Below are 21,558 nucleotides of genomic sequence, written 5' to 3'. Positions count from 1 at the left end.
TATCCGTCCGTCCCGCCGGTGCGCGTCCGGACGATCCGAAGCGGCCGATTCATCCTGCACGGTTCGCAAGCCCATGGACAACACCATTCTTGTATACTACCATACCAGTCGCGTACCGAACAATCGCCTCCGTGCAAGAGGCGTTGTCCTCAAAGGGAGGAAGCATTGAGCATCATCACCCGCACCTGGCGCGTCGCCGCCCTTGGCTTTGCGCTCGCCACCGTTGCCGGCGGCGCTATGGCCGCCGACTACACGCTCAGCGTCAACACGGCGCTGGCCCAGCAGGACCCGCTCTACCGCGGGCTGGAGGAGTTCAAGAAGAACGTCGAGGCGCGGTCCGGCGGCAAGATGGCCGTCCGCCTGTTCCCCGGCTCGCAACTCGGCAAGGACGAGGACGTGCTGGAGCAGGCCCGCGCCGGCGCCGGAGTCGCGGTGGTCGTCGACGGCGGGCGTCTCGCCGTCTTCGTGAAGGAGTTCGGCGTTCTGGGCGGCCCGTACCTCGCCCAGGGTTACGACGGCATCCGCAAGGTCGTCACCTCGCCGCTGTTCGACCAGTGGTCGGACAAGCTGCGCAAGGCGTCGGGCCATCAGGTGCTGTCCTTCAACTGGTGGCAGGGCGAGCGCCACCTGCTGACCAACAAGCCGGTGAAGGGTCCGGAAGACCTCGCCGGCATCCGCATGCGCACGCCGGGCGCCCCGGTGTGGATGGAGACGATCCGCGCCATGGGCGCCACCCCCACGCCGATGGGCTGGTCGGAGGTCTACACCGGCCTGCAGCAGAAGGTGATCGACGGCGTCGAGGCCCAGCACCCGGCCAGCTTCGGGTCCCGCCTCTACGAGGTGACCAACCACGTCACCAAGACCGGCCATATCAACCTGATCACCGGCATCGTCACCAGCGCCGCCTGGTTCGACAAGCTGCCGGCGGAGCAGCAGACGATCCTCAAGGAAGAGGCGCTGAAGGCCGGCGACAGCGCGTCGCGCGCCACCCAGGCGTCGCTCGCCGACTTCGAGAAGCAGATGAAGGAGAAGGGCATGACGATCGATGAGATCGACGTGACCCCGTTCCGCAACGCCACCGCGCCGGTCTACGAGAAGCTGGGCTACGCCGAACTCCACAAGGAAGTGGAGAAGCTGCTGCAGAACTGACGCGGAGTCGGTTCGCGCTGACCTTGCCCCCTCCCTGACCCTCCCCCGCTCTCGCAGGGGAGGGGACGACTTCTCCCTCCCCTGCGGGAGCGGGGGAGGGCCGGGGTGGGGGCCAGCACCTCTCCCGCATGCGACGCTGTCCGCCGTCACCTTCCGCCATCAAGGGACCGCCATCATGTCGTCCTTGTTTCACAAGGGGGAAGCCGTCCTGGCGATGCTTCTCCTCGCCGCCATCGTTCTGCTCGTCTTCGCCGCCGGCGTCATGCGCTGGTTCGGCCATCCCCTGGTCTGGTCGGTGGACGTGGCGCAGCTCCTGTTCGTCTGGGTCGCCTTTCTCGGCGCCGACATGGCGCTGCGCAAGCGCGCCCACATCGGCATCGACTATCTGGTCAAGCGCCTGCCGGCCTCCAGCCGGGCCATGCTGGATGTCGTGCTGGGCGTTCTGGTTCTCGCCTTCCTCGTCACCATGACGGTGATGGGCTACCGCCTGACCATGCTGAACCTGGAACGCCAGTTCGGCGACAGCGGCATCAGCTACGCCTTCGTCACCGCTGCGGTGCCGGTGGGCTGCCTGCTGCTCGCCATCACGCTGACCGGGCAGATCCTGGACACCCTGCGCGAGTTGCGCAGCCACCCCAAGCCGGTCTTCGCCCCGGCCCCCAAATCCGGCGACATCGAGGAGGTCGTGCCGTGACCCTGCTTGCCGTCACCTTCTTCGCGCTGATGGCCTTCGGGCTTCCCATCGCCTTCGCCATCGGCATCGCCGGCTTCTCCTTCTTCGCCACCAACGACATCATCCCGATGTCCATCGGTGTGCAGCAGGTCGCCTCGGCCTCGCAGAGCTTCCCGCTGCTGGCCGTGCCCTTCTTCGTGCTCGCCGGGCACATGATGAACCGGACGGGCATCACCAGCCGCCTGATCAACTGCTCCAACGTGCTGGTCTCCTGGATGTCCGGCGGGCTGGCGCAGGTCTGCATCGTGCTGTCCACGCTGATGGGCGGCGTCTCCGGCTCGGCGGTCGCCGACGCCGCGATGGAGGCCCGCATCCTCGGCCCCAGCCTGATCGCCCGCGGCTATTCCAAGGGCTTCACCTCGGCGACCATCGCGGTCGGCTCGCTGATCACCGCGACCATCCCGCCCAGCCTGGGGCTGATCCTCTACGGCTTCGTCGGCAACGTGTCGATCGGCCGGCTGTTCCTGGCCGGCGTCATTCCGGGCCTGCTGATGATGGCCGGGCTGATGGTGACGGTGTGGCTGATTTCCAAGCGCCGCGGCTACCGTCCCGAGATGGCCGAGCGGCCGACCCTGCGCGCCGTGTGGCGGGCGGTGGCCGACGCCAAATGGGCGCTGCTGTTCCCGGTGGCCCTGCTGTTCGCCATCCGCGGCGGCCTGTTCACCCCGTCGGAGGTCGGCGCCTTCGCTGTCGTCTACGCCGCCGTCGTCGGCTTCCTGCTGCACAAGGAGCTGACCTGGGCCGCGGTGGCCGAGGCGCTTCAGGAAGCGGTGGTGGACACCGGCCTGATCATGCTCATCATCCTGTTCTCGGGCATGGTCGGCTACGCCATCATCTTCGAGCAGGCGCCCCAGACCATCGCCGAGGCGATGACCCAGCTCACCACCAACCCGCTGCTGGTGGTCACGCTGATCCTGATCTTCCTGTTCATCGCCGGGCTGTTCGTCGAAAGCACGGTGCTGGTCCTTCTGCTGACGCCGATCTTCCTGCCCATCGTCACGCCGCTGGGCGTCGATCCGGTGCATTTCGGCATCCTGATGATGACCATCGTCACGCTGGGCTCGATGACGCCGCCGGTAGGCGTGGCGATGTACACGGTGTGCAGCCTGCTCGACTGCCCGGTCGAGGAGTACATCGTCGAATCGCTGCCCTTCGTCGGCACCGTCGTCCTGCTGGTCGCCGTGCTGACGCTGTGGCCGGGGCTGGTGCTGTTCCTGCCCAACATGCTGATGTGAAGGGGGAAGGGGCTTGCCATGGGTCGGGGTACTGATATACTAGTATATGGCGCTCCGATCTCTCGGCGGACCCACGGCCGGTCCGGGCACACCAAGCCCCGTCCATGGAGCGTCCTTGTCATTGTGGAAACGGGGCAGGGCCGCGTGTGAAGGGCAAACGCCAAGGGGCGGTCCGGGCAGGGCCGCCCCTTCGCGCTTTCCGACATTCTATTTGCCGGTCACCATGCCCCAGAGCGGCTCGACCACCTTGTGAACCAGCGGAATCAGCAGGGCGCCCAGCAGAAGCCCGAACACCCCGGCCCCCGCCGCCCCGACCAGCCATTCCACCGCCGCCTTCGCCGCCGGCACGGCCTCGCCCGCCGCCACCGCGGCGCCGTGGATCGCGTGCCCGATCGCGGTCAGGCCGAAGCCCTCCAACCCATGGATGACGATGCCGCCCCCGACCCACAGCATGGCCGCGGTGCCGACCAGGGCGAGCAGCTTCAGGAACACCGGCATCCCCTTGACCAGCCCGCGCCCGATCGCCTGCGTCACCGGGGCGAGCGCCCGGTCGGCGCCCCCCGGCGCGCCGGGAGAGGGGGTGCGAAGCCCCAGAAGGCTGGCCGCCGGGCGTCCGTTCTGCGCCAGCGACAGGCCGACGTCGTCCGCCTTCACGATCAGCGCCACCGCGCCGTAGACGAGGCCGGTGATGCCCGCCCCGACGACCGCCAGAACGATCGCCTGCGTCCAGAAGGACGAGGTTTCGGCGGCGACCGTCGACAGGACGATGGCCATGATCTCCGCCGACAGGATCAGGTCGGTCTTGATGGCGCTGTTGACCTTCTCCCGCTCGAACTGCGCGGCGTCCTGCCCGGCGGCGCCCGCCCCCTCGCCGTCCTCATGAGCCGCGTGGGGGCGCAGCGCCTCCCACACCTTCTCCGCCCCCTCGTAGCAGAGGAAGCCGCCGCCCAGCATCAGCAGCGGCGTGATCGCCCAGGGCGCCACGAGGCTGAGCGCCAGCGCCAAGGGCAGCAGGAACACCAGCTTGTTCTTCAGCGAGCCCAGCGCGATCTTGCCGATGATCGGCAGTTCCCGGTCGGCGGTGAAGCCGACCACGTAGCGCGGCGTCACCGCGGCGTCGTCCACCACCACCCCGGCGGCCTTGGCCCCCGCCCGCGCCGCCTGTCCCGCGGCGTCGTCCAGCGAAGCCGCGGCGACCTTCGCCAACCCGGCCACATCGTCCAGCAATGCGATCAGTCCCGTGCTCAAGGCTTTGGCTCCCCTCCGTACCGGCGTCCATGGAGCAGACAACGCGGCCGAGGGCAAGCCGGACCTTCGAAGGGCCGGTCAGCCGTCGGCCAACTCGTCGGCGGTGAGCATGTGGAAATCCGGGTCCGGCGTGTCTGCACCATCGTCCAGATACAGCACCCGGTCCACCAGAACGAGGACACGCACGCCATCCACCGGGACGACGCTCAGCCGCCGGTTGATGACGGCGTTGCGGAAGGCCACGGCCCGGTCATTGTAGGAGACCGACAGGACGTCGCTGGCCCCCTCCAGCATGGGCAGGGCGTGGCGCTCCATCATCTCCGCGGTCAGGCCGTCGATGCGTGGCAGCAACGAGGAGCCGACGATGTCGAAACGGTGCCGCTCGATCCATCGGGCCAGCGGCGGGGACACCGCCTGCGCGATCAGCCCCGGCGTGTAGAGGGTGCATTTCTCGTCCATGCTCCGCACCATCGCCTTCAGGCCGAGGAAGGTGGGATGGTGCCGGAAATGGCCGGTCAGCACGTCGCGCAACAGCGCCTGCTCCCGCGGGTCGGGCAGGGTGGCGCCGGATTCCCAGCGCGCGACGGTTTCCTCGGTGGTGGCCAGCATGACGGCGAACTGCGCGGTGGTCAGGCCGTGCAGCCTTCGCAACGCGCGCACGATCTGCGGCCACTCATGCACCGGCACAGACGGCTCTCCAGATTATCTCCAGGGGTAATGACGAGAGGATACGCGATCCCCCCGGCAAACACATACGCAATCATGTGGCAAGAGTCATACCGGAGTATCCAATTTTTTGGTTCGTTCAGCCGACTGTTTTGATCCTAAACGCTTGAGGAAGCTGTAATTTTTCGGTCTTGCAGCTCTGCGGGCATAGCGCTTCTGGTATCGGGTATACCACGGCACAATAACCCCACCAGCAAAGAGGAGACACATCATGGCTTACGCTTCCGCCCATCACAGCCATCACGACGGCCTTCTGTCGAGCATCGCCAAGGGTGTTACGGAATTCGCCAGCGCCTGGATCTCGGCCACTCCGCTGTACATCGTATACCAGGCCGTCTCGTCCGGCGCCTACGCCCCGGCGGCCAGCACCTCGACGCTCGACCTGCCGACGCTGATGCGCGAATGACCGGCGCCAGGGCCTTTCGGCCCCACGACGCGACGGCCCGCCCATCCGGGCCGGAAAAAAGGACCGACTCCTCCGGAGCGGTCCTTTTTCGTTTCGTCCATCGGACGCGGCAGCTTTTCCGAACTCCGCCAGCCATGGCCGGGCGCACCGGGGTTTAGCCCGGCCCGCCACCGCGCTCCCCCCACGCCTCTCCGACAAGCCAGTCGACGAAGCCGGCAACCAGATTTCCGGCCAGCTTTCCGGCATCGGCCTGACGGGGAATGAGCGCGACGTACCCCGTTCTCGGAACCCGGATGTCCGGCAGCGGTGTCATCAGCCTTCCAGCGGCAACGTCGATCTCCAGCATCGGCAACGGGCCGATCCCAATGCCAAGCCCGTCCTCCACCGCCTGACGGGTCACGAAAAAATGATCGAACATCCGGCGCGGCCGCCCGGCAAGATGTTGCAGACCTGCCGCCTCGAGCCAGTTCGCCCAATCGCCGGCACGGGTTTCGCTTGCCAGCAGCGTGTGTCCCTCGATGTCGGCGGGTGTCAGGATCGGCCGTTGCGCGAACAGCGCCGGGCTCATGATCAGCGTGTCCACGTCGTCCAGCACCGGGACGACGCGATGCTGCGGCCACACATGCTCCCGCGCGGCGCCGCGCCGGATCGCCACGTCGACGCCGCCGCGCAGCTCCTCGAGCACGGTCGAGACCGTCGTGACCGCGACTTCGACGTGCGGATGGTCGGCGTGGTACCGGTTGAGGCGCGGGATCAGCCAGCGCATCGCGAAGCTGGTCGGAGCGCTGACACGCAGGATGCGGCGCGCGTCGGGGCGGCCACAGGCTTGCGCCGCGACGGCCAGACGATCGAAGGAAAGGCCGACCTCGGCGGCGAAGACTCTCGCCATCGGCGTCGCGACCATGCGGCGCCCGTCCTTCATGAAGAGCCTCTGCCCGAGCCAGCTTTCGAGCGCCGCGATCTGCCGGCTCACCGCGCCATGGGTGAGACCGAGTTCGGCTCCGGCTTCGGCGTAGCTGCCGGTCCGGGCCGCGACCTCGAAGATGCGCAGGGCGTTCAAGGGAGGAAGGCGGCGCATGGGTGATCCGTGAGGAAAAGGAACGGCATTCGTGATTCAAAGCATACTAGTCGATGAAACCTCACGCGTATACCATGCCCTTGAGATTGTCCCAGCCGAGCAAGGTCTGTTGCGTCTTCGAGGAATCGAACAAAGATGAAATCGGGGGATCGGTGGACTCGGAAAAAGAAAAACCTGACGGGCGCTTGCCTCGCCCACGCGCTGCATGACGGGTACACCGACGCCCTCTACGCCTTCCTGCCGGTGTGGCAGGCGGAGTTCGGTCTTTCCTACGCGGCGTTGGCCATCGTCCGCGCTCTCTATTACGGAACGATGGGGGGATTGCAGATTCCGGCCGACCGGGCGCTGCGCGGCCTGTCGCCGCGGGCGGCGCTGATCCTGTCGACCGCCCTCGCGTCCGCGGGCTTGCTGATCATGGCGGCGCCGTTCGGCTTCGCGGGTCTGTGCGTCGGTCTCGTCGTGGCCGGCATCGGATCGAGCATCCAGCACCCCTGCGGCTCGATGCTCGTCACCGCCAGCTATGGCGCGGCGTCGCGGCATCCGCTCGGCATCTACAACTTCTCCGGCGATCTCGGAAAGGCTGCGTTGCCGGCGCTCGTCGCGGTGCTGTTGCCGCTCCTCGCCTGGCAGCCGGTGCTGGGGCTGATGGCGGCGCTTGGACTCGCCCTGTCGGTCGCCCTGGTGCCGCTGGCTCCGGCGACCCCCATCGCCAGGGGCGCCGCGACGGGGACGGCCTCCGGCCGTGGCCGTGGCGGCTTCGGCATCCTGACCATGATCGGCGCGCTCGATACGGCGACCCGCATGGGCTATCTGCTCTTTCTGCCCTTCCTCATCCATGGGCAGGGCGGGGACACGGCGACGGTCGGTCTAGCCCTCGCCCTGCTGTTCGTCGGCGGCGCGTTCGGAAAGGCGACGTGCAGCCGGCTTGGGGAGCGGCTGGGTGTCGTCGGCAGCGTCATGGTGACCGAGGCCGCCACGGCGGTGCTGATCGCGGCGACGCTGTTCACGTCGCTGACGCCGACGCTCGTCCTGCTGCCGTTGCTCGGCATCGTGCTCAACGGCACCTCGTCGGTGCTCTACGGCTCCGTGCCGGAGCTTTCCGACGGCGATACCGGCCGGGCCTTCGCGGTCTTCTACACGAGTGTCATCGGTTCCGGGGGCTTGGCGCCGATCCTCTACGGCGCGATTGCCGATCACAGCACCCAGACGGTCGGCGTGCTGGCCTCGGCGGCGACCGCCGCCCTGATCGTTCCGCTCGTCCTCACGCTGAGGCCGCATCTGGGCCGCCGGCCTTCCGCCGCGCCCGAACACGCATGACCGTCCCGCCACCACAGGAAAGGGTCATACCAATGAACACCGTCCCTCAGGCGCCGCTGATTCTGATAACGGGTGGAAGCCGTGGCGTCGGCGCGGCGACCGCAAGGCTTGCCGCCGCGCGGGGCTACGATGTCGCGATCAGCTTCGTCGCCAACGAATCCGCCGCTCGTGCCGTGGCGGCGGATGTGGAGGCTCTGGGGCGCCGCGCCTTGCCGGTGCGCGCCGACAGCGCGGATCCGGCGCAGGTCGTCCGGCTGTTCGCCGCGATCGACCGGGAGTTCGGGCGGATCGACGTCCTGGTCAACAACGCCGCGGTGCTGGCCCGGCAGTGCCGGACCGAGGATCTCGGCGTCGAGCGGATGCAGCGCATCTTCGCGGTCAACGCGATCGGTCCGATTCTCTGCGCGCAGCAGGCGGCCAAGCGCATGTCCCATCGCCACGGCGGGCGGGGCGGTGTGGTGATCAACGTCTCGTCGGCGTCGGCCCGGCTCGGCAGTCCGAACGAATATGTCGACTACGCCGCCTCGAAGGGCGCCCTCGAAACCTTCACCATCGGCTTCGCCAAGGAGGTCGCGCGGGACGGCATCCGCGTCAACGCCATCCGCCCCGGGCACATTTACACGGAGATGCATGCGAGCGGTGGGGAGCCGGGACGGGTGGACCGCGTCAAGGACTCGATCCCCATGGGACGAGGCGGTCAGCCCGAGGAGGTCGCGCGGGCGATCCTATGGCTGGCAAGTGACGAGGCGTCCTTCATCACCGGCACCTTCCTCGACGTCACCGGTGGCAAGTGAGCGACGGGATCGGCCCCAGCCACGGCCCCGGTTCCCGGCGCGCCGTCCCCGGGGCGGTCAAGCGTCCCCGGCGATCTCCGCCAGAAGCTGGACCTGGAAGGACAGCAGGAAGGCCGCGCGCTCCCGCGCCCGCGCCCGGCCCGCCGGGGTCTGCATGGTGTTGGGGAGCAGCAGCAGCTTCGCCTTGAAATGATCCAGCGCGTATTGCAGGTCGTCCAGCGGGCGGGTCTCGGCCATCGGGTCCTCGCCGTGGAACAGCGCCCGCTTCATCAGGCCGGAGGTGGCGAAGCAGCGGGCGATGCCGATGGCCCCCAGGCTTTCCAGCCGATCGGCGTCCTGGACCAGCTTGGCCTCGATGGTCAGCGGCGGGATGCCGGCCGAATAGCTGTGCGCCTCGATGGCGTGGCGGGTGGCGGGAATCAGAGCGTCCGGGAAGCCCATGCCGCGCAGGACCTCCTCCGCCCGGTCCGCCGACAGGCGGGAGGCGCGGCTGCGGTCCGGATGGTCCTTCGGCACGTTGACGATGTCGTGGAGCAGGGCCGCGGCCAGCACGACGAGCATGTCGGCCGGCCTATCGGAAGGCGGGCCGCCGTCCCGTTCGGCCTCCGCCGCGGCCAGGGCCTTGGCGGTGCGCCAGACGCGAAGAAGATGGTCGACATCGTGCGCCGGGTCCTCGGCCGCGTTGGAACGCAGCCATGTGGTGATGGAGCTTTCCCAAACATCGACATCGCTGAGCACAACATCTTTTGGCATGAGCGCTCGTCCTCTACCGTGCTTTTTACATAATATGGGGAGGGGCAGGGCCTTTGTCCCGAAATCATTTGTGGGCGGGCATCCCCCACCCCGAATCGGGACTCCGAAATCAGGGCCCCCCTCTCCGGAATGGTTGCGTCGCGCCGAATGCCCGATGACCGCGGGCCGTCCCACCGTTAAGGTGGCGCCCGCCCGGACCGGGCCGACCGACAGGCAGAGGGGAGACATGCAGCCGATCATTCAGGTGCGTGGGCTGGAAAAGACCTACGCCACCGGCTTCCAGGCGCTGAAAGGGGTCGATCTCGACATCCGCCGCGGCGAGATCTTCGCCCTGCTGGGACCGAACGGGGCCGGCAAGACGACGCTCATCAGCACCGTCTGCGGCATCGTCAACGCCACCGCGGGCACCGTGACGGTCGACGGGCACGACATCGTGCGCGACTGGCGCGCCGCGCGCTCGCTGATCGGCCTCGTCCCGCAGGAGCTGACGACCGAGGCGTTCGAAAGCGTCTGGGCCACCGTCAGCTTCAGCCGCGGGCTGTTCGGCAAGCCGCCCGATCCCGCCCACATCGAGAAGGTGCTGAAGGACCTGTCCCTCTGGAACAAGAAGGACAGCAAGGTCATGGCGCTGTCCGGCGGCATGAAGCGCCGCGTGATGATCGCCAAGGCCCTGTCGCACGAGCCGCGCATCCTCTTCCTCGACGAGCCGACCGCCGGTGTGGACGTCGAGCTTCGCCGCGGCATGTGGGAGATGATCGGGCGGCTGCGCGACAGCGGCGTGACGATCATCCTGACCACCCACTACATCGAGGAGGCGGAGGAGATGGCCGACAGCATCGGCGTCATCTCCAACGGCCGCATCGTGCTGGTCGAGGACAAGGCCGCGCTGATGCGCAAGCTTGGCAAGCGGCTGCTGACCCTGCAACTCCAGAACCCGCTGGAGTCCATCCCGGCGGAGCTGGCCGGCTACCCCCTGACCCTGTCCGGCGACGGGCGGGAGCTGGTCTACAGCTTCGACACGCAGGACGACCAGACGGGCATCGCCCGGCTTCTCCGTAAGCTCGGCGACCACGGCATCGATTTCACGAACCTGCACACCGAGGAAAGCTCCCTCGAGGAGATCTTCGTCAGCCTTGTGAAGGAGCGGGCATGACCTCCCCCATCAACCTTCATGCGGTCAAGGCCATCTACCTGTTCGAGCTGGCCCGCACCTGGCGCACGCTGTTCCAGAGCATCGCGGCGCCGGTCATCTCGACCTCGCTCTACTTCATTGTCTTCGGGGCGGCCATCGGCGGGCGCTTCACGGCGGTGGACGGGGTGAGCTACGGCGCCTTCCTGGTGCCCGGCCTCGTGATGATGTCGGTGCTGACGGAAAGCGTCTCCAACGCCTCCTTCGGCATCTACATGCCGCGCTATTCCGGGACGATCTACGAGGTGCTGTCGGCACCGATCTCGGCCTTCGAGACGGTGCTCGGCTATGTCGGGGCGGCGGCGACCAAGTCGATGATCCTCGGCGTGCTGATCCTGCTGACCGCCCGGCTGTTCGTCGACTACTCGATCCAGCACCCGGTTTGGATGGTTGCCTTCCTGGTGCTGACCTCGGTCACCTTCAGCCTGTTCGGCTTCATCCTGGGCGTCTGGGCGGACGGCTGGGAGAAGCTGCAGATCGTGCCGATCCTGGTCATCACGCCGCTGGCCTTCCTCGGCGGCAGCTTCTACTCGATCAGCATGCTGCCGCCGCTGTGGCAGAAGATCACCCTGTTCAACCCGGTCGTCTATCTGGTCAGCGGCTTCCGCTGGAGCTTCTACGGCCAGGCCGACGTGCCGGTGGGGATCAGCCTCGCCATGACCGCGCTGTTCCTGGCGCTCTGCCTGACGGCGGTCTGGTGGATCTTCCGCACCGGCTACAAGCTGAAGAACTGACCGGTCCAGGCGGCGGAGGTTACACTCCGCCGCCCAGCATCCCATGGGCGCGGTGCCACTCCTCCAGCGATTCCGGCGGGTAGTCGTCGCTGCGCTCGTCCCCCGGCCCCGCCTCGACCGGGACCCAGTTGGCCTTCGACCCCAGCATCATGTGGACGTGGGCCGGCGCCTCCGGCAGGGGATTGTCGATGGCGCTGGCGAAGGGGTGGACCAGTTCCGGCCAGCGCGGGTCGCTCACCCACAGGGCGGAGCCGCAGCGCGCGCAGAAGCGCCGCTCGCCGGGGCTTTCCTGCCCGTCGATGCGGGCGTGGAAGACGGTGATGTGCTCCGCCCCCGTCACCTCCAGCGTGTCGGCCTTGGCCCCCAGATTGATGGCATAGCCGCCCCCGCCCGCCGTCTTGCGGCAGATCGAGCAGTGGCAGCGCAGGTAGGGGACCGGTGCGTAGGCGTCCACCGAAAAACGCACCGCGCCGCAATGGCAGGACCCGTCGAGCTTCATCCGTCCTCTCCTCCCGTCCTCGGGCGCCCGGCTGCGGCGCCGCACCCGTCCAACCCGGCCGGTCCGGGAAAGTTTCCGGGGCGCGCAGCATTGTTTCAAGCCATGGATGGCCGTAGGGCAGGCAATAGCATGCGCGCCTTAGAACCCTCTCCCCTCTGGGGAGAGGGTGGCCCGAAGGGCCGGTGAGGGGGTTGCGCTTTTGCCGGACGTAACGCCAAGCGCACCCCCCTCACCCTAACCCTCTCCCCAGAGGGGAGAGGGGATTTCACTGGCCCTCAGACGTCAACCACCGGTGCCATGGCTTCGGCCATCGCGAGCAGGGCGGCGTCCTGGAAGCGTGGCGCCACCAGCTGTACCCCCACCGGAAGCCCGCGCGGCCCGCGGCCGCAGGGCATGGCGAGGCAGGGGACGTGCAGCACCGTCCAGATCGAATTGAAGATGTGGTCGCCCGTGCTGTGCAGCCCCTCCGGCGCCTCGCCCGGCGCGGGCGGGGTCAGGATCACGTCGATGGACTCGAACAGCGCGGCGAAGCGCGGCCGGCAGCTGTCGGCGACGTCGTAGGCCTCGGTCAGGGTGCGGGCGGTGATGCCGTGGTTGTGCTCGCAATGGTCGGCCAGTTCGGGATGCAACCGGTGGCGGTCGCTGATGTAAAGGTCGAGGAACGAGGCCCGCCCCTCGCCGCGGCGGATCACGTCCTGCACCTCGGCCAGGGTCGAGAACGCCTCCGGCAGTTCGAAGGGCACGACCACCGCGCCGGCCTCCTCCAGCCGCTTCGCGGCGAGCAGCAGCGCCGCCTCGCCCGCCGGCTCGATGCGCGACCAGACGGGGGAGCGGCAGAGCCCGACGCGCAGGCCCGCCAGGGTGACCGGCGGCGTCTTGCCCATGCCTTCCAGTTGGAACGCCTCGGCCATCAGCGCGAGGTCGCCGACCGAACGCCCGTACCAGCCGAGCGTGTCGAGGGACACCGCGTAGTGCTTCATCCCCTCGCGGTTGACCACGCCCCAGGTCGGTTTGAAGCCGTAGATGCCGTTGAAGGCGGCGGGGCGGATGTGGGAGCCGCCGGTCTGGGTGCCGAAGGCCAGCGGCACATGCCAGTCGCCGACCGCCGCCCCCGACCCGGAGGAGGAGCCGCCCGGCGTGTGGGCGAAGTTGACCGGGTTGCGCGTCGCCGCCTTGCGCCCGCCGGAGGCGAACTCCACCGTGTCGGTCTTGCCCAGCAGGATGCCGCCGGCGCTGCGCGCGATGGCCACGCAGGCTGCGTCGCGGGCGGGCCGGTGACCCTGGAAGATCGGCGAGTTCTGGGTGGTCGGCAGGTCCGCGGTGTCGATCACGTCCTTCACGCCGAAGGGCAGGCCGTGCAGCGGGCCGGCGGCGGGACGTTTGTCGGCCTCCCGCGCGGCGGCCAGCGCCAGGGCGGGATCAACGGTGATCCAGGCGCGCACCTGCGGATCGCGGTCTGCGATCCGCTCCAGGCAGGAGCGGACCAGCGCCTCGCTGGTCAGGCGACCGTCGCGGATGGCGTGGGCGGCCTCGCTGGCCGTGAGTTCGAACGGTTCCATGGCGGGTCCTTTCGGGAAATCAGGCGGGAGGCATCAGGCGGGCAGGGCGGGGCGCTGACGGTGATGGTCGGTCGCCGCCTGGAAGGCCGCCCCGGCGCGAAAGACCAGGGGCTCGTCGAACCAGCGCCCGACGATCTGCATGCCCACCGGCATCCCATCGCCGTCGAAGCCGCAGGGCACCGACATGGCGGGCAGGCCGAGCGCGCCGAAGCCGTAGGTGAAGCGGCTGACCGCGCGTGTCGCCTCGATCATGTCGGCGCTGTCGTAGATGCGCGGGGCTACGATGGGGGTGGTCGGGGTGAGGATCAGGTCCACCCGTTCGAACAGCGCGCGGAACCGCAGCTTCCAGGAGGCCAGCCAGCGCCGCGAGTCCGCGTACTGCACGCCCGACACCGGCAGGCCGAGCTGCAGGCGGCGCAGCACCTCCGGCCCGATGGACTCCGGCGCGGTCTCCATCTTGTCGAGGTGATGCTGCGCCATGTCGGCGACGAGCAGCGAGAAGGCGGTGCGGGCCTGCGCCACCTCGGCGTCCTCGACGCTGATGTCCACCAAGATGGCGCCGGCCTTCTCCAGCACCGCCGCTGCCGCGCGCACCCGCTCCGCCACCGCGGGTTGGACATTGTCGAAGTAGAAGTTGCGCGGCAGACCGATGCGCGTGCCGGCGATCCCCGCCTTTAAACCCGGAAGGAAATTGTCGAGCGGCACGTCGACCGAATTGGGGTCCTCCGGATCGTAGCCGGCGATGGCGGCAAAGGCGCGCGCCACGTCGGCGACGGAGTAGGCCAGTGGGCCGACGGTGTCGAAATCGACGCTGCACGGGATCACGCCGCTGTTCGACACCCGGCCGACGCTGGGCCGCAGCCCGACCACCCCGCAGAGCGCCGCCGGGATGCGGATGGAGCCGCCGGTGTCGGTGCCGATGGAGACCCGGCACAGCCCGGCGGCGACCGAGGCCGCCGACCCGCCGCTCGACCCGCCGGGCACCCGCCCGGTGTCCCAGGGATTCCGGCCGGGGCCGTGATGCTCGTTCTGGTTCGTCGAGCCCAGGCAGAATTCGGACAGGTTGTTGCGCCCGACCAGGATGGCCCCGGCGTCGCGCAGGCGGCGCACCACCGGGGCGTCCCGCTGCTCCATCCGGGCGAAGCGGGCGGAGGAGCCGTAGCTGGTCGTCTCCCCGGCCAGTTCGAAGCAGTCCTTGACGGTGACGGTCACCCCGTCCAGCAGGCCGGGCCAGTCACCCGCCGCCCGCGCCTCATCCTGCGCCCGCGCCCGGCGGATCGCCCCGTCGGCGTCCACCGCCAGCAGGGCGTTGACGATCGGGTTCAGGCTCTCGATGCGGGCCAGGCGGGCGCGGGTTTCCGCCTCGCTGGGGCCGGGCATGGAGGGGCTGCCGCCGCCGGACCGGGCCGGATGCGTTGTCGAAAGATCGGACATGCGTTGCTGCTTTCCGCTCGCGTGCCGGATGGCTTCGGACGAACTGCTCCGGCGACGGCCTGTTGAAGTCGCTTCGTTGCGCTTAGGGACGGAACCGCCGGATCAGGCGGCGTCCGCCAGCGCCAGATGGGCGATGACCGCGTCCAGCGGCATCACGTCGGCGTATTTCTTTCCCATGTCGAACAGGTTGGCGCGGTGCGGCTCCTCCGCCCGGTCGCCGACGCACTCCTCCACGATGATCGGGCGCAGCCCGTGGGCGGAGGCGTCGATCACGCTGGCCCGCACGCAGCCCGAGGTCGTGCAGCCGGTGACCAGCAGCGTGTCGACCGCGTTCGCCCGCAGCCAGGACGACAGGGCGGTGCCGAAGAAGGCCGAGGCGTGCTGCTTGCGCACGATGAACTCGTTGGGCAGCGGCGCGACCTCCGGAGCGAAGGCGACGTCGGGCGAGTCGGCGGTCAGGGTCAGCAGCGACGGGATCTTCTCACCGAACGGGCCGATGCCGCCCGGCGCCTCCGGTGCGATGAAGCAGGCATGGGCGATCGGCATGCCCAGCGGGCGAACATGTCCGAGCAACTTCCCCGTGGCGGTGATGGCGCTGTTGATGTTGAAGCCGCCGAAGGCGTCCTCGCGCGTGAAACCGATCTGGAAGTCGATGACGAGGAGGGCGCACTTGCGGCCGAAGCCGAGCGGTTTGCCGATGCCCTGGCGGTCGTAGATGGAAAGATCGCTCATTTCAGGAGGTTCCTTCTTCCGCTTTTACGCCGCATCACGGGCGCCCAACCAGCATACAACGAGGTTTTTTTGCATTCAAAGTCCATAGTTTCACCATTTCAAACCCGCCTCTGCCCGCCTTTTGCGCAGATATGCATATTGCTGTATTCATAAGCAATGCCACTGAATCAGATGTTAAGTAGCTGATTTTTAATAATTTATAGGCGGCCTGCGGCGGTCTGTCGCAGGGTGGCACGATTCCTGCGAATTTGGTCGGGCATAAGGGTCCAGCGCAGATTGTGTGCAAAAATAGACCGGACAAATCTCAGCGCTGCCCGTAAAATCTTTGACACAGAGGAGCAGGCTTATGGACGGGATCAATCGCAAGGAACGCGCCGGCCGGATCGAGCGGAGCGGGGTCAACCGCCGCCAGTTCGGCACCCTGCTGGCCGCCGGCGCCCTGGTGGCGGGCAGCGGCTGGCCTCTGCCGGCGTCGGCGGCGCCGCCGGTCCTGCGGGTGCGCATCGGCAGCGACATCGGCAACCTGGATCCCGCCCGCATCTTCCAGATCGAGAACCAGACGGTCGCCACCCAGATCTTCAACGGGCTGGTCAAGTATGACGAGGCGAGCAACGCCATCGTCCCCGACCTCGCCACCGGCTGGGACATCTCCGGCGACGGCACCGTCTACAGCTTCGCCCTGCGCAGCGGCGTCACCTGGCACAAGGGTTTCGGCCCCTTCACCTCCGACGACGTGAAATTCTCGTTCGAACGCGTGCTCGACCCGCAGACCGGCAGCAGCTACAGCGGCCAGCTCGCCTCCATCAAGTCCATCGAGACGCCGTCCCCCGACAAAGTGGTCATCACGCTGAAGGAGCCGAACTCCGGCTTCCTGCACAAGGTGTCGGCCTTCAACCAGGGCTGGATCGTCAGCCGCAAGGCGCTGGGCGAGATCGGCGACAAGGCCTTCGCCCTCAACCCCATCGGCACCGGCCCCTTCGTGTTCCAGAACTGGGCGCCGGGCCGCGAGGTCAAGCTGTCCGCCAACAAGGACTATTTCGCCGGCGCACCCAAGGTCGAGGAGGTGCAGTTCCGCGTCATCAAGGACGAGACGGCGGCGGCCATCGCCCTGGAGAACGGCGAGATCGACATCTTCTTCGGCCTTCAGCAGCCGGAGGTCATCCAGCGCCTGAAGGGCGGCGGACAGGTCACCGTGCACGACCGCGACGCCAACCACACGATCAACCTCGTCCTCAACACCTCGATCAAGCCGCTGGGCGATGTGCGGGTGCGGCAGGCGATCTACCACGCCATCAACCGCAAGGCGCTGATCGACGGTTTCTTCAAGGGCACCAAGTCGGAGGCGAGCGGCTTCCTGACCTCCTCCTTCCAGGAGTTCACCGACCAGGTCCCGCTGTTCCCCTACGACCCGGCCAAGGCCAAGGCGCTGCTCAAGGAGGCCGGGGTGGGGTCCTTCTCGCTGGACCTCGTGGCGCCGGGCGCCAACCCCTACGACAAGATCGTCGTGCCGATCGCCAGCGACCTCGCCGCCGTGGGCATCGACGCCAAGATCAAGGTGCTGGAGCGCGGCGCCTACCTCCAGGCGCGCAACAAGGGCACGGTGCCGACCTGCATCACCGGCGTCGTCGGCGCGCCGGACCCGGACAGCCCGATCCTGTCGCTGTTCGCCAAATCCTCCTTCCCGCCGGGCCTCAACACCGCCCATTACGAAGGCGTCGAGGACCTGATCGCCGCCGCCCGCAACGCCCAGGGCGATGCCGCCCGCAAGGAGGTCTACGGGAAGATCCAGGCCAAGGTGATGGGCGACGTGCCGGTGATCCCGCTCTACGCTGACCACCTGTACATCGCCCACACCAAGAAGGTCTCCGGCTTCGTCCAGAATTCGCTGTTCACGATGAGCGCCTATCCGGTTTCGCTGCTGGAGGCGTGACCATGGACCGGCTTCTTCGCCAACTCTCGCAGCTCGCGATCACGGTGTTCGGCATCGTGACCGTGACCTTCTTCCTGGTCCGGATGATCCCCGGCGACCCCGCCCAATACATGCTGGGCGACTACGCGACCGAGGAGGCGCTGGCGACTCTCCGCGCGCAGCTCGGCCTCGACCAGCCGGTCTACGTGCAGTACGGACTCTACGTGCTGCGCGCCGTCACCGGGGATTTCGGGTCGTCGGTGGTCACCGGCCGCCCGGCGCTGGAGGAGATCCTGTTCAGCCTCCCGGACTCCGCAATCCTGGCCTTCGCCGGCCTCGCGGTGGCGGTGGCGATCGGCATCCCGCTCGGCATCCTCACGGCGGAGCGCCAGGGGTCGTGGAGCGACATGCTGATCATGATCGTCGCGCTGTTCGGCATCTCCTTCCCGGTCTTCTGGCTCGGCCTCGCCTCCGTCCTGCTGTTCTCGCAGGAGCTGAAATGGTTCCCGGCGCTGGGGGCCAGCTCGGGCGGCGGGTTCCTCACCCACCTGCACCATCTGGTGCTTCCGGCCGGCGTGCTGGGCATTTCGGTCGCGGCCTACATCACCCGCCTGACCCGCTCGGCGATGCTGGAGGTGCTGGGCCAGGACTGCATCCGCGTCGCCCGCGCGATGGGGGTGCCGGAGCGCCGGGTGGTGTGGCGGCTGGCGCTGAAGAACGCGCTGGTGCCGATCCTCGCCATCGTCGGGGTGACCTTCGCCTGGTCGCTGGGCAGCGCCATTCTGATCGAGGTGGTGTTCAGCCGGCCCGGCATCGGCTCGATGATCCTGAAGGCGGTCTCGGCCCGCGACTACCAGCTCGTCCAGGCGGGCGTGCTGGTGCTGGCCGTCGCCGTCGTCCTCGTCAACAGCCTGCTCGACCTCGCCTACGGGCTGGTCGATCCGCGCCTGTCCACACGGTGACCCATGGCAGCCACAGCAACCCTTTCCGCGTCTGCTTCGGCGCGGCGGTCGTCCCTGATGCGCTACTTCCGCCATCCGGGCTTCCTGATCGGCGTGATCCTGCTGACCCTGCTGCTGATCGTGGCGGTGGCGGCCCCCTGGATCGCCCCGATGTCGCCGCTTGAGACCGACCTTGCCAACACGCTGGCCCCGCCCTCGGCCGCGCATCTCCTGGGCACCGACCAGTTCGGGCGCGACGTGCTGTCCCGCCTGATCTGGGGCACCCGCATCTCCCTCCAGGTCGCCGTCGCGGTGATGGCGCTCTCGCTGTCGCTGGGGATGGTGATCGGCGCGGTCGCCGGTTTCTTCGGCGGCTGGGTCGAGCGGGTGACCGTCTCGATCATCGACATCCTGCTGGCCTTCCCCGGTTTCCTGCTGGCGCTCGCCCTGGTGGCGGCCCGCGGCTCGTCGCTGGAATCGGTCATCATCGCGGTGGCGCTGGCCTTCACGCCGCGGGTCGCCGCGGTGATGCGGGCGGTCGTCCTGACGATCAAGCCGCGCACCTACGTCGAGGCGTCGCGGGCCATCGGCATGGGCACGATGCGGCTGCTGTTCCTGCACGTCGTGCCGAACAGCCTGCCGCCGGTGATCGTGGTCGCCACGGTCAGCGCCGCCACCGCCATCCTGGCAGAAGCGGGCCTGAGCTTCCTCGGCCTCGGCGTCCAGCCGCCGGCCCCGACCTGGGGCAACGTCATCGCCGACGGGCAGAGCTTCCTGGCCTCCAACCCGCTGATCTCGCTGTCGGCGGGCATCTGCATCGCGGTGATGGTGGTCGCCCTGAACCTGCTGGGGGACGGTCTGCGCGACACGCTCGACCCGCAGATGCGCCGCTCCTCCGGACGCGTGCTGTGAGAATGCCCATGCCCAACCTTCATCCCGTGGCCCCGGCGTCTCCCGTCGCCCCCGCCACGGCCCCCCGCCCGGTTGCGCTGGAACTGCGCGACCTGACCACGGTCTTTCCCGGCGACGACGGGCCGGTCACCGTCATCGACGGCGTGTCGCTCGCCGTGCGGGCGGGTGGCACGCTGGCGGTGGTCGGCGAGTCCGGATCGGGCAAGTCGATGACCTTCCTGTCGGCACTCGGCCTCGTCGCCGCACCGGGCCGCGTCCGCCGCGGCGAGGTGCGGATCGACGGCGCCGACATCCTGCACCAGCCGCCGGAGCGGCTGCGCCGCCTGCGCGGGGCGGTCATTTCGATGATCTTCCAGGACCCGCTGACCGCGCTGAACCCCGTCTTCACCATCGGCGAGCAGATCGTCGAAGTGCTGCGGGCGCACCAGCGGATCGGCCGTTCCGCCGCCCGCGCCCGCGCCATCGAGCTGCTGGCCCGCGTCCAGATCCCCGACCCGGCCCGGCGGGTGGACGATTACCCGCACCAGCTCAGCGGCGGGCAGCGCCAGCGCGTGCTGATCGCCATGGCCATCGCCCTGTCGCCGAAGATCCTGATCGCCGACGAGCCGACCACGGCGCTCGACGTGACGGTGCAGGCGCAGATCCTCGACCTGCTCGCCGACCTCCAGGCGGAGACCGGCATGGCGCTGGTCCTCATCACCCACGACCTGGGGCTGGTCGCCAGATACGCCGACGACGTGGCGGTGATGTACGCCGGGCGGCTGGTCGAGACCGGCTCCATGGAGGAGGTCTTCACCAGGCCCCGGCACCCTTACACCCGCGCGCTGTTCCGCAGCATCCCCCGGCTCGACGGCCCGGTGGACGAGGAGCTTCCGGCCATCGAGGGCCAGCCGCCCAACGTCGCCCGCCTGCCGCCCGGTTGCGCCTTCGAGCCGCGCTGCACGGTCGGCCGCGGGCGGGCGGACTGCTGCACCCGGCGGCCGCTGCCGCTGGCCGGCGACCGCTCCGGCCACCGCAGCGCCTGTTTCCACGAAGACCTGCCCGACCGGAAGGAGGCCATCCGATGAGCGATACCCTCTCCGCACCGCCTCCGGCCCTGGAACTCGTCGACGCCACCCGCGTCTTCACCCGCCGCGGCGGCCTGTTCAAGAAGGCCGGCAAGGCGGTGCGGGCGGTGGACGGCGTGTCGCTGACCATCCGTGCCGGAGAAACCCTCGGCCTCGTCGGCGAGAGCGGCAGCGGCAAGAGCACGCTGGGCCGCCTCGCCCTGCGGCTGGTCGAGCCGACCAGCGGGCGGCTGCTGGTCGACGGGCGCGACGTGACCGGCGTGTCGAAGTCCGAGATGCAGGCGATGCGGCGCGACATCCAGATGGTCTTCCAGGACCCCTACGGATCGCTCGACCCCCGCGTCACCATCGGCCAGAGCATCGCCGAGCCGCTGAAGGTCCATGGGCTGTGGGACGGCGACGGGCCGCAGAAGGTGGCCGGGGTGATGAGCCTCGTCGGGCTCGACCCCTCGCACGCCGACCGCTACCCGCACCAGTTCTCCGGCGGCCAGCGCCAGCGCATCGGCATCGCCCGCGCCCTGACGCTCGACCCCAAGATCCTGGTGCTGGACGAGCCGGTGTCGGCGCTGGACGTGTCGATCCAGGCGCAGATCATCAACCTGCTCCAGCGCATCCAGCGGGAGCGTGGGCTGTCCTACCTGTTCATCGCCCACGATCTGGCGGTGGTCCGCCACGTCAGCCACCGCATCGCCGTGATGTATCTCGGCAAGGTTGTGGAGATGGCGGAGCGCGACAACCTCTACCGCCGGCCACTGCACCCCTACACCGTCTCGCTGCTGGCGGCGGTGCCCATCGCCGACGTGCGGATGCGCAACCGCCGCCGCACCTCGGTGACGATGGGCGAGATCGGCTCGGCCACCAACGTGCCGCCGGGCTGCCGCTTCCACCCGCGCTGCTACCGGGCGCGGCTGGTCGCCGCGGCGGGCGGCGTGCCCACAGAACGCAGCGGCGACGCCCTGCTGCCGCGCGCCTGCCTGATCGACCAGCCGGAGCTTCGCGCCTGCGGCGCGGGCACCGACCAGGTCGCCTGCCACTTCCCCGAAACCCCGGAAGCCCGGTCCGAGGTCGCCACGGCGGTCCTTCAGGACATCGGCTATCCGCCCATCCGTCCCATCCCCCTGCAATCGGCTTAAGGATCACCCC

The 21,558-nt window shown here is 68.8% G+C and carries 21 protein-coding genes; 13 read left to right on the top strand and 8 right to left on the bottom strand.

Annotated features, from left to right (window positions below):
• Positions 1-165 precede the first annotated feature (165 nt).
• From DXK32_RS17095 to DXK32_RS17085, 3 genes are all read left to right on the top strand, one after another.
• Positions 166-1,149, top strand: a complete 984-nt coding sequence (locus tag DXK32_RS17095) for a C4-dicarboxylate TRAP transporter substrate-binding protein (RefSeq protein ID WP_114859621.1) — start codon at positions 166-168, stop codon at positions 1,147-1,149.
• 175 nt (positions 1,150-1,324) lie between these two features.
• Positions 1,325-1,843 (top strand): TRAP transporter small permease, encoded by a 519-nt coding sequence (locus DXK32_RS17090; protein WP_114859620.1) that lies wholly within the window; start codon positions 1,325-1,327, stop codon positions 1,841-1,843.
• Positions 1,840-3,117: a TRAP transporter large permease gene (locus DXK32_RS17085; protein ID WP_114859619.1), complete on the top strand. Its 1,278-nt coding sequence runs from the start codon at positions 1,840-1,842 to the stop codon at positions 3,115-3,117. The genes DXK32_RS17090 and DXK32_RS17085 overlap by 4 nt, the downstream gene beginning before the upstream one ends.
• A gap of 207 nt (positions 3,118-3,324) precedes the next feature.
• Here DXK32_RS17085 and DXK32_RS17080 read toward each other — a convergent pair whose 3' ends face one another.
• A complete protein-coding gene (locus DXK32_RS17080) occupies positions 3,325-4,365 on the bottom strand; it encodes a DUF808 domain-containing protein (protein ID WP_114859618.1) in 1,041 nt (346 codons plus the stop codon).
• A 78-nt stretch (positions 4,366-4,443) separates the two neighbouring features.
• Positions 4,444-5,052, bottom strand: a complete 609-nt coding sequence (locus tag DXK32_RS17075; RefSeq protein WP_114859617.1) for a helix-turn-helix domain-containing protein — start codon at positions 5,050-5,052, stop codon at positions 4,444-4,446.
• A 250-nt stretch (positions 5,053-5,302) separates the two neighbouring features.
• Here DXK32_RS17075 and DXK32_RS17070 point away from each other — a divergent pair, with 250 nt between their 5' ends.
• The gene (locus tag DXK32_RS17070; RefSeq protein ID WP_114859616.1) at positions 5,303-5,497 is read left to right on the top strand and encodes a hypothetical protein; all 195 of its coding nucleotides are present in this window, start codon (positions 5,303-5,305) and stop codon (positions 5,495-5,497) included.
• A 154-nt stretch (positions 5,498-5,651) separates the two neighbouring features.
• Here the strand turns inward: DXK32_RS17070 and DXK32_RS17065 are convergent, their stop codons facing one another.
• Positions 5,652-6,575, bottom strand: a complete 924-nt coding sequence (locus tag DXK32_RS17065) for a LysR substrate-binding domain-containing protein (protein ID WP_114859615.1) — start codon at positions 6,573-6,575, stop codon at positions 5,652-5,654.
• 135 nt (positions 6,576-6,710) lie between these two features.
• On the opposite strand from DXK32_RS17065, the gene DXK32_RS17060 reads away from it, so the two are divergent.
• Both DXK32_RS17060 and DXK32_RS17055 read left to right on the top strand, forming a co-directional pair.
• Entirely contained in the window at positions 6,711-7,892 is a 1,182-nt protein-coding gene (locus DXK32_RS17060; RefSeq protein WP_114859614.1) for an MFS transporter, read from the top strand.
• 32 nt (positions 7,893-7,924) lie between these two features.
• Entirely contained in the window at positions 7,925-8,686 is a 762-nt protein-coding gene (locus tag DXK32_RS17055) for an SDR family oxidoreductase (protein WP_114859613.1), read from the top strand.
• A 57-nt stretch (positions 8,687-8,743) separates the two neighbouring features.
• On the opposite strand, the gene DXK32_RS17050 is transcribed toward DXK32_RS17055, so the two are convergent.
• Complete coding sequence (locus DXK32_RS17050; protein ID WP_114859612.1) at positions 8,744-9,439, bottom strand: HD domain-containing protein; 696 nt, start codon at positions 9,437-9,439, stop codon at positions 8,744-8,746.
• Positions 9,440-9,665: 226 nt separating this feature from the next.
• On the opposite strand from DXK32_RS17050, the gene DXK32_RS17045 reads away from it, so the two are divergent.
• The gene (locus tag DXK32_RS17045) at positions 9,666-10,592 is read left to right on the top strand and encodes an ABC transporter ATP-binding protein (protein ID WP_035680117.1); all 927 of its coding nucleotides are present in this window, start codon (positions 9,666-9,668) and stop codon (positions 10,590-10,592) included.
• Positions 10,589-11,362: an ABC transporter permease gene (locus DXK32_RS17040; protein ID WP_200478491.1), complete on the top strand. Its 774-nt coding sequence runs from the start codon at positions 10,589-10,591 to the stop codon at positions 11,360-11,362. The genes DXK32_RS17045 and DXK32_RS17040 overlap by 4 nt, the downstream gene beginning before the upstream one ends.
• A gap of 19 nt (positions 11,363-11,381) precedes the next feature.
• Here the strand turns inward: DXK32_RS17040 and DXK32_RS17035 are convergent, their stop codons facing one another.
• The 4 genes from DXK32_RS17035 to DXK32_RS17020 form a co-directional block, all read right to left on the bottom strand.
• A complete protein-coding gene (locus DXK32_RS17035; protein WP_114859611.1) occupies positions 11,382-11,861 on the bottom strand; it encodes a GFA family protein in 480 nt (159 codons plus the stop codon).
• A gap of 275 nt (positions 11,862-12,136) precedes the next feature.
• Positions 12,137-13,420 (bottom strand): amidase, encoded by a 1,284-nt coding sequence (locus tag DXK32_RS17030; protein ID WP_114859610.1) that lies wholly within the window; start codon positions 13,418-13,420, stop codon positions 12,137-12,139.
• Between the two features lie 33 nt (positions 13,421-13,453).
• Positions 13,454-14,854 carry an amidase gene (locus DXK32_RS17025; RefSeq protein ID WP_247877206.1) on the bottom strand — a complete coding sequence of 467 codons (1,401 nt, stop codon included), beginning with the start codon at positions 14,852-14,854 and terminating at the stop codon, positions 13,454-13,456.
• Between the two features lie 102 nt (positions 14,855-14,956).
• Positions 14,957-15,586, bottom strand: a complete 630-nt coding sequence (locus DXK32_RS17020) for an isochorismatase family protein (protein WP_114859609.1) — start codon at positions 15,584-15,586, stop codon at positions 14,957-14,959.
• Positions 15,587-15,932: 346 nt separating this feature from the next.
• On the opposite strand from DXK32_RS17020, the gene DXK32_RS17015 reads away from it, so the two are divergent.
• The 5 genes from DXK32_RS17015 to DXK32_RS16995 are packed head-to-tail and all read left to right on the top strand — an operon-like array spanning position 15,933 to position 21,548.
• On the top strand, positions 15,933-17,516 hold the full coding sequence (locus tag DXK32_RS17015) for an ABC transporter substrate-binding protein (protein ID WP_114859608.1): 1,584 nt from the start codon (positions 15,933-15,935) through the stop codon (positions 17,514-17,516).
• Between the two features lie 2 nt (positions 17,517-17,518).
• Positions 17,519-18,457, top strand: coding sequence for an ABC transporter permease (locus DXK32_RS17010; RefSeq protein WP_014242069.1), 939 nt, complete (start codon positions 17,519-17,521; stop codon positions 18,455-18,457).
• 57 nt (positions 18,458-18,514) lie between these two features.
• Positions 18,515-19,348 carry an ABC transporter permease gene (locus DXK32_RS17005; protein ID WP_014242070.1) on the top strand — a complete coding sequence of 278 codons (834 nt, stop codon included), beginning with the start codon at positions 18,515-18,517 and terminating at the stop codon, positions 19,346-19,348.
• An 8-nt stretch (positions 19,349-19,356) separates the two neighbouring features.
• Positions 19,357-20,415 (top strand): ABC transporter ATP-binding protein, encoded by a 1,059-nt coding sequence (locus DXK32_RS17000; protein ID WP_247877205.1) that lies wholly within the window; start codon positions 19,357-19,359, stop codon positions 20,413-20,415.
• On the top strand, positions 20,412-21,548 hold the full coding sequence (locus tag DXK32_RS16995) for an ABC transporter ATP-binding protein (protein WP_114859607.1): 1,137 nt from the start codon (positions 20,412-20,414) through the stop codon (positions 21,546-21,548). Before DXK32_RS17000 ends, DXK32_RS16995 begins: the two co-directional genes overlap by 4 nt.
• Positions 21,549-21,558 lie beyond the last annotated feature (10 nt).

The organism is Azospirillum brasilense, assembly GCF_003349955.1.
Taxonomy (GTDB): Bacteria; Pseudomonadota; Alphaproteobacteria; order Azospirillales; family Azospirillaceae; genus Azospirillum; species Azospirillum brasilense_B.
Note: the sequence above shows the minus strand (reverse complement) of the source record. Positions and strands in the feature narration are given on the sequence as shown.

Coding starts and splice junctions, on each gene's coding strand:
- DXK32_RS17090 (WP_114859620.1), top strand. CDS start 1,325: ATGTCGTCCTTGTTTCACAAGGGGGAAGCCGTCCTGGCGATGCTTCTC.
- DXK32_RS17070 (WP_114859616.1), top strand. CDS start 5,303: ATGGCTTACGCTTCCGCCCATCACAGCCATCACGACGGCCTTCTGTCG.
- DXK32_RS17065 (WP_114859615.1), bottom strand. CDS start 6,575: ATGCGCCGCCTTCCTCCCTTGAACGCCCTGCGCATCTTCGAGGTCGCG.
- DXK32_RS17060 (WP_114859614.1), top strand. CDS start 6,711: ATGAAATCGGGGGATCGGTGGACTCGGAAAAAGAAAAACCTGACGGGC.
- DXK32_RS17055 (WP_114859613.1), top strand. CDS start 7,925: ATGAACACCGTCCCTCAGGCGCCGCTGATTCTGATAACGGGTGGAAGC.
- DXK32_RS17050 (WP_114859612.1), bottom strand. CDS start 9,439: ATGCCAAAAGATGTTGTGCTCAGCGATGTCGATGTTTGGGAAAGCTCC.
- DXK32_RS17045 (WP_035680117.1), top strand. CDS start 9,666: ATGCAGCCGATCATTCAGGTGCGTGGGCTGGAAAAGACCTACGCCACC.
- DXK32_RS17040 (WP_200478491.1), top strand. CDS start 10,589: ATGACCTCCCCCATCAACCTTCATGCGGTCAAGGCCATCTACCTGTTC.
- DXK32_RS17035 (WP_114859611.1), bottom strand. CDS start 11,861: ATGAAGCTCGACGGGTCCTGCCATTGCGGCGCGGTGCGTTTTTCGGTG.
- DXK32_RS17030 (WP_114859610.1), bottom strand. CDS start 13,420: ATGGAACCGTTCGAACTCACGGCCAGCGAGGCCGCCCACGCCATCCGC.
- DXK32_RS17025 (WP_247877206.1), bottom strand. CDS start 14,854: ATGTCCGATCTTTCGACAACGCATCCGGCCCGGTCCGGCGGCGGCAGC.
- DXK32_RS17020 (WP_114859609.1), bottom strand. CDS start 15,586: ATGAGCGATCTTTCCATCTACGACCGCCAGGGCATCGGCAAACCGCTC.
- DXK32_RS17015 (WP_114859608.1), top strand. CDS start 15,933: ATGGACGGGATCAATCGCAAGGAACGCGCCGGCCGGATCGAGCGGAGC.
- DXK32_RS17010 (WP_014242069.1), top strand. CDS start 17,519: ATGGACCGGCTTCTTCGCCAACTCTCGCAGCTCGCGATCACGGTGTTC.
- DXK32_RS17005 (WP_014242070.1), top strand. CDS start 18,515: ATGCGCTACTTCCGCCATCCGGGCTTCCTGATCGGCGTGATCCTGCTG.
- DXK32_RS17000 (WP_247877205.1), top strand. CDS start 19,357: ATGCCCAACCTTCATCCCGTGGCCCCGGCGTCTCCCGTCGCCCCCGCC.
- DXK32_RS16995 (WP_114859607.1), top strand. CDS start 20,412: ATGAGCGATACCCTCTCCGCACCGCCTCCGGCCCTGGAACTCGTCGAC.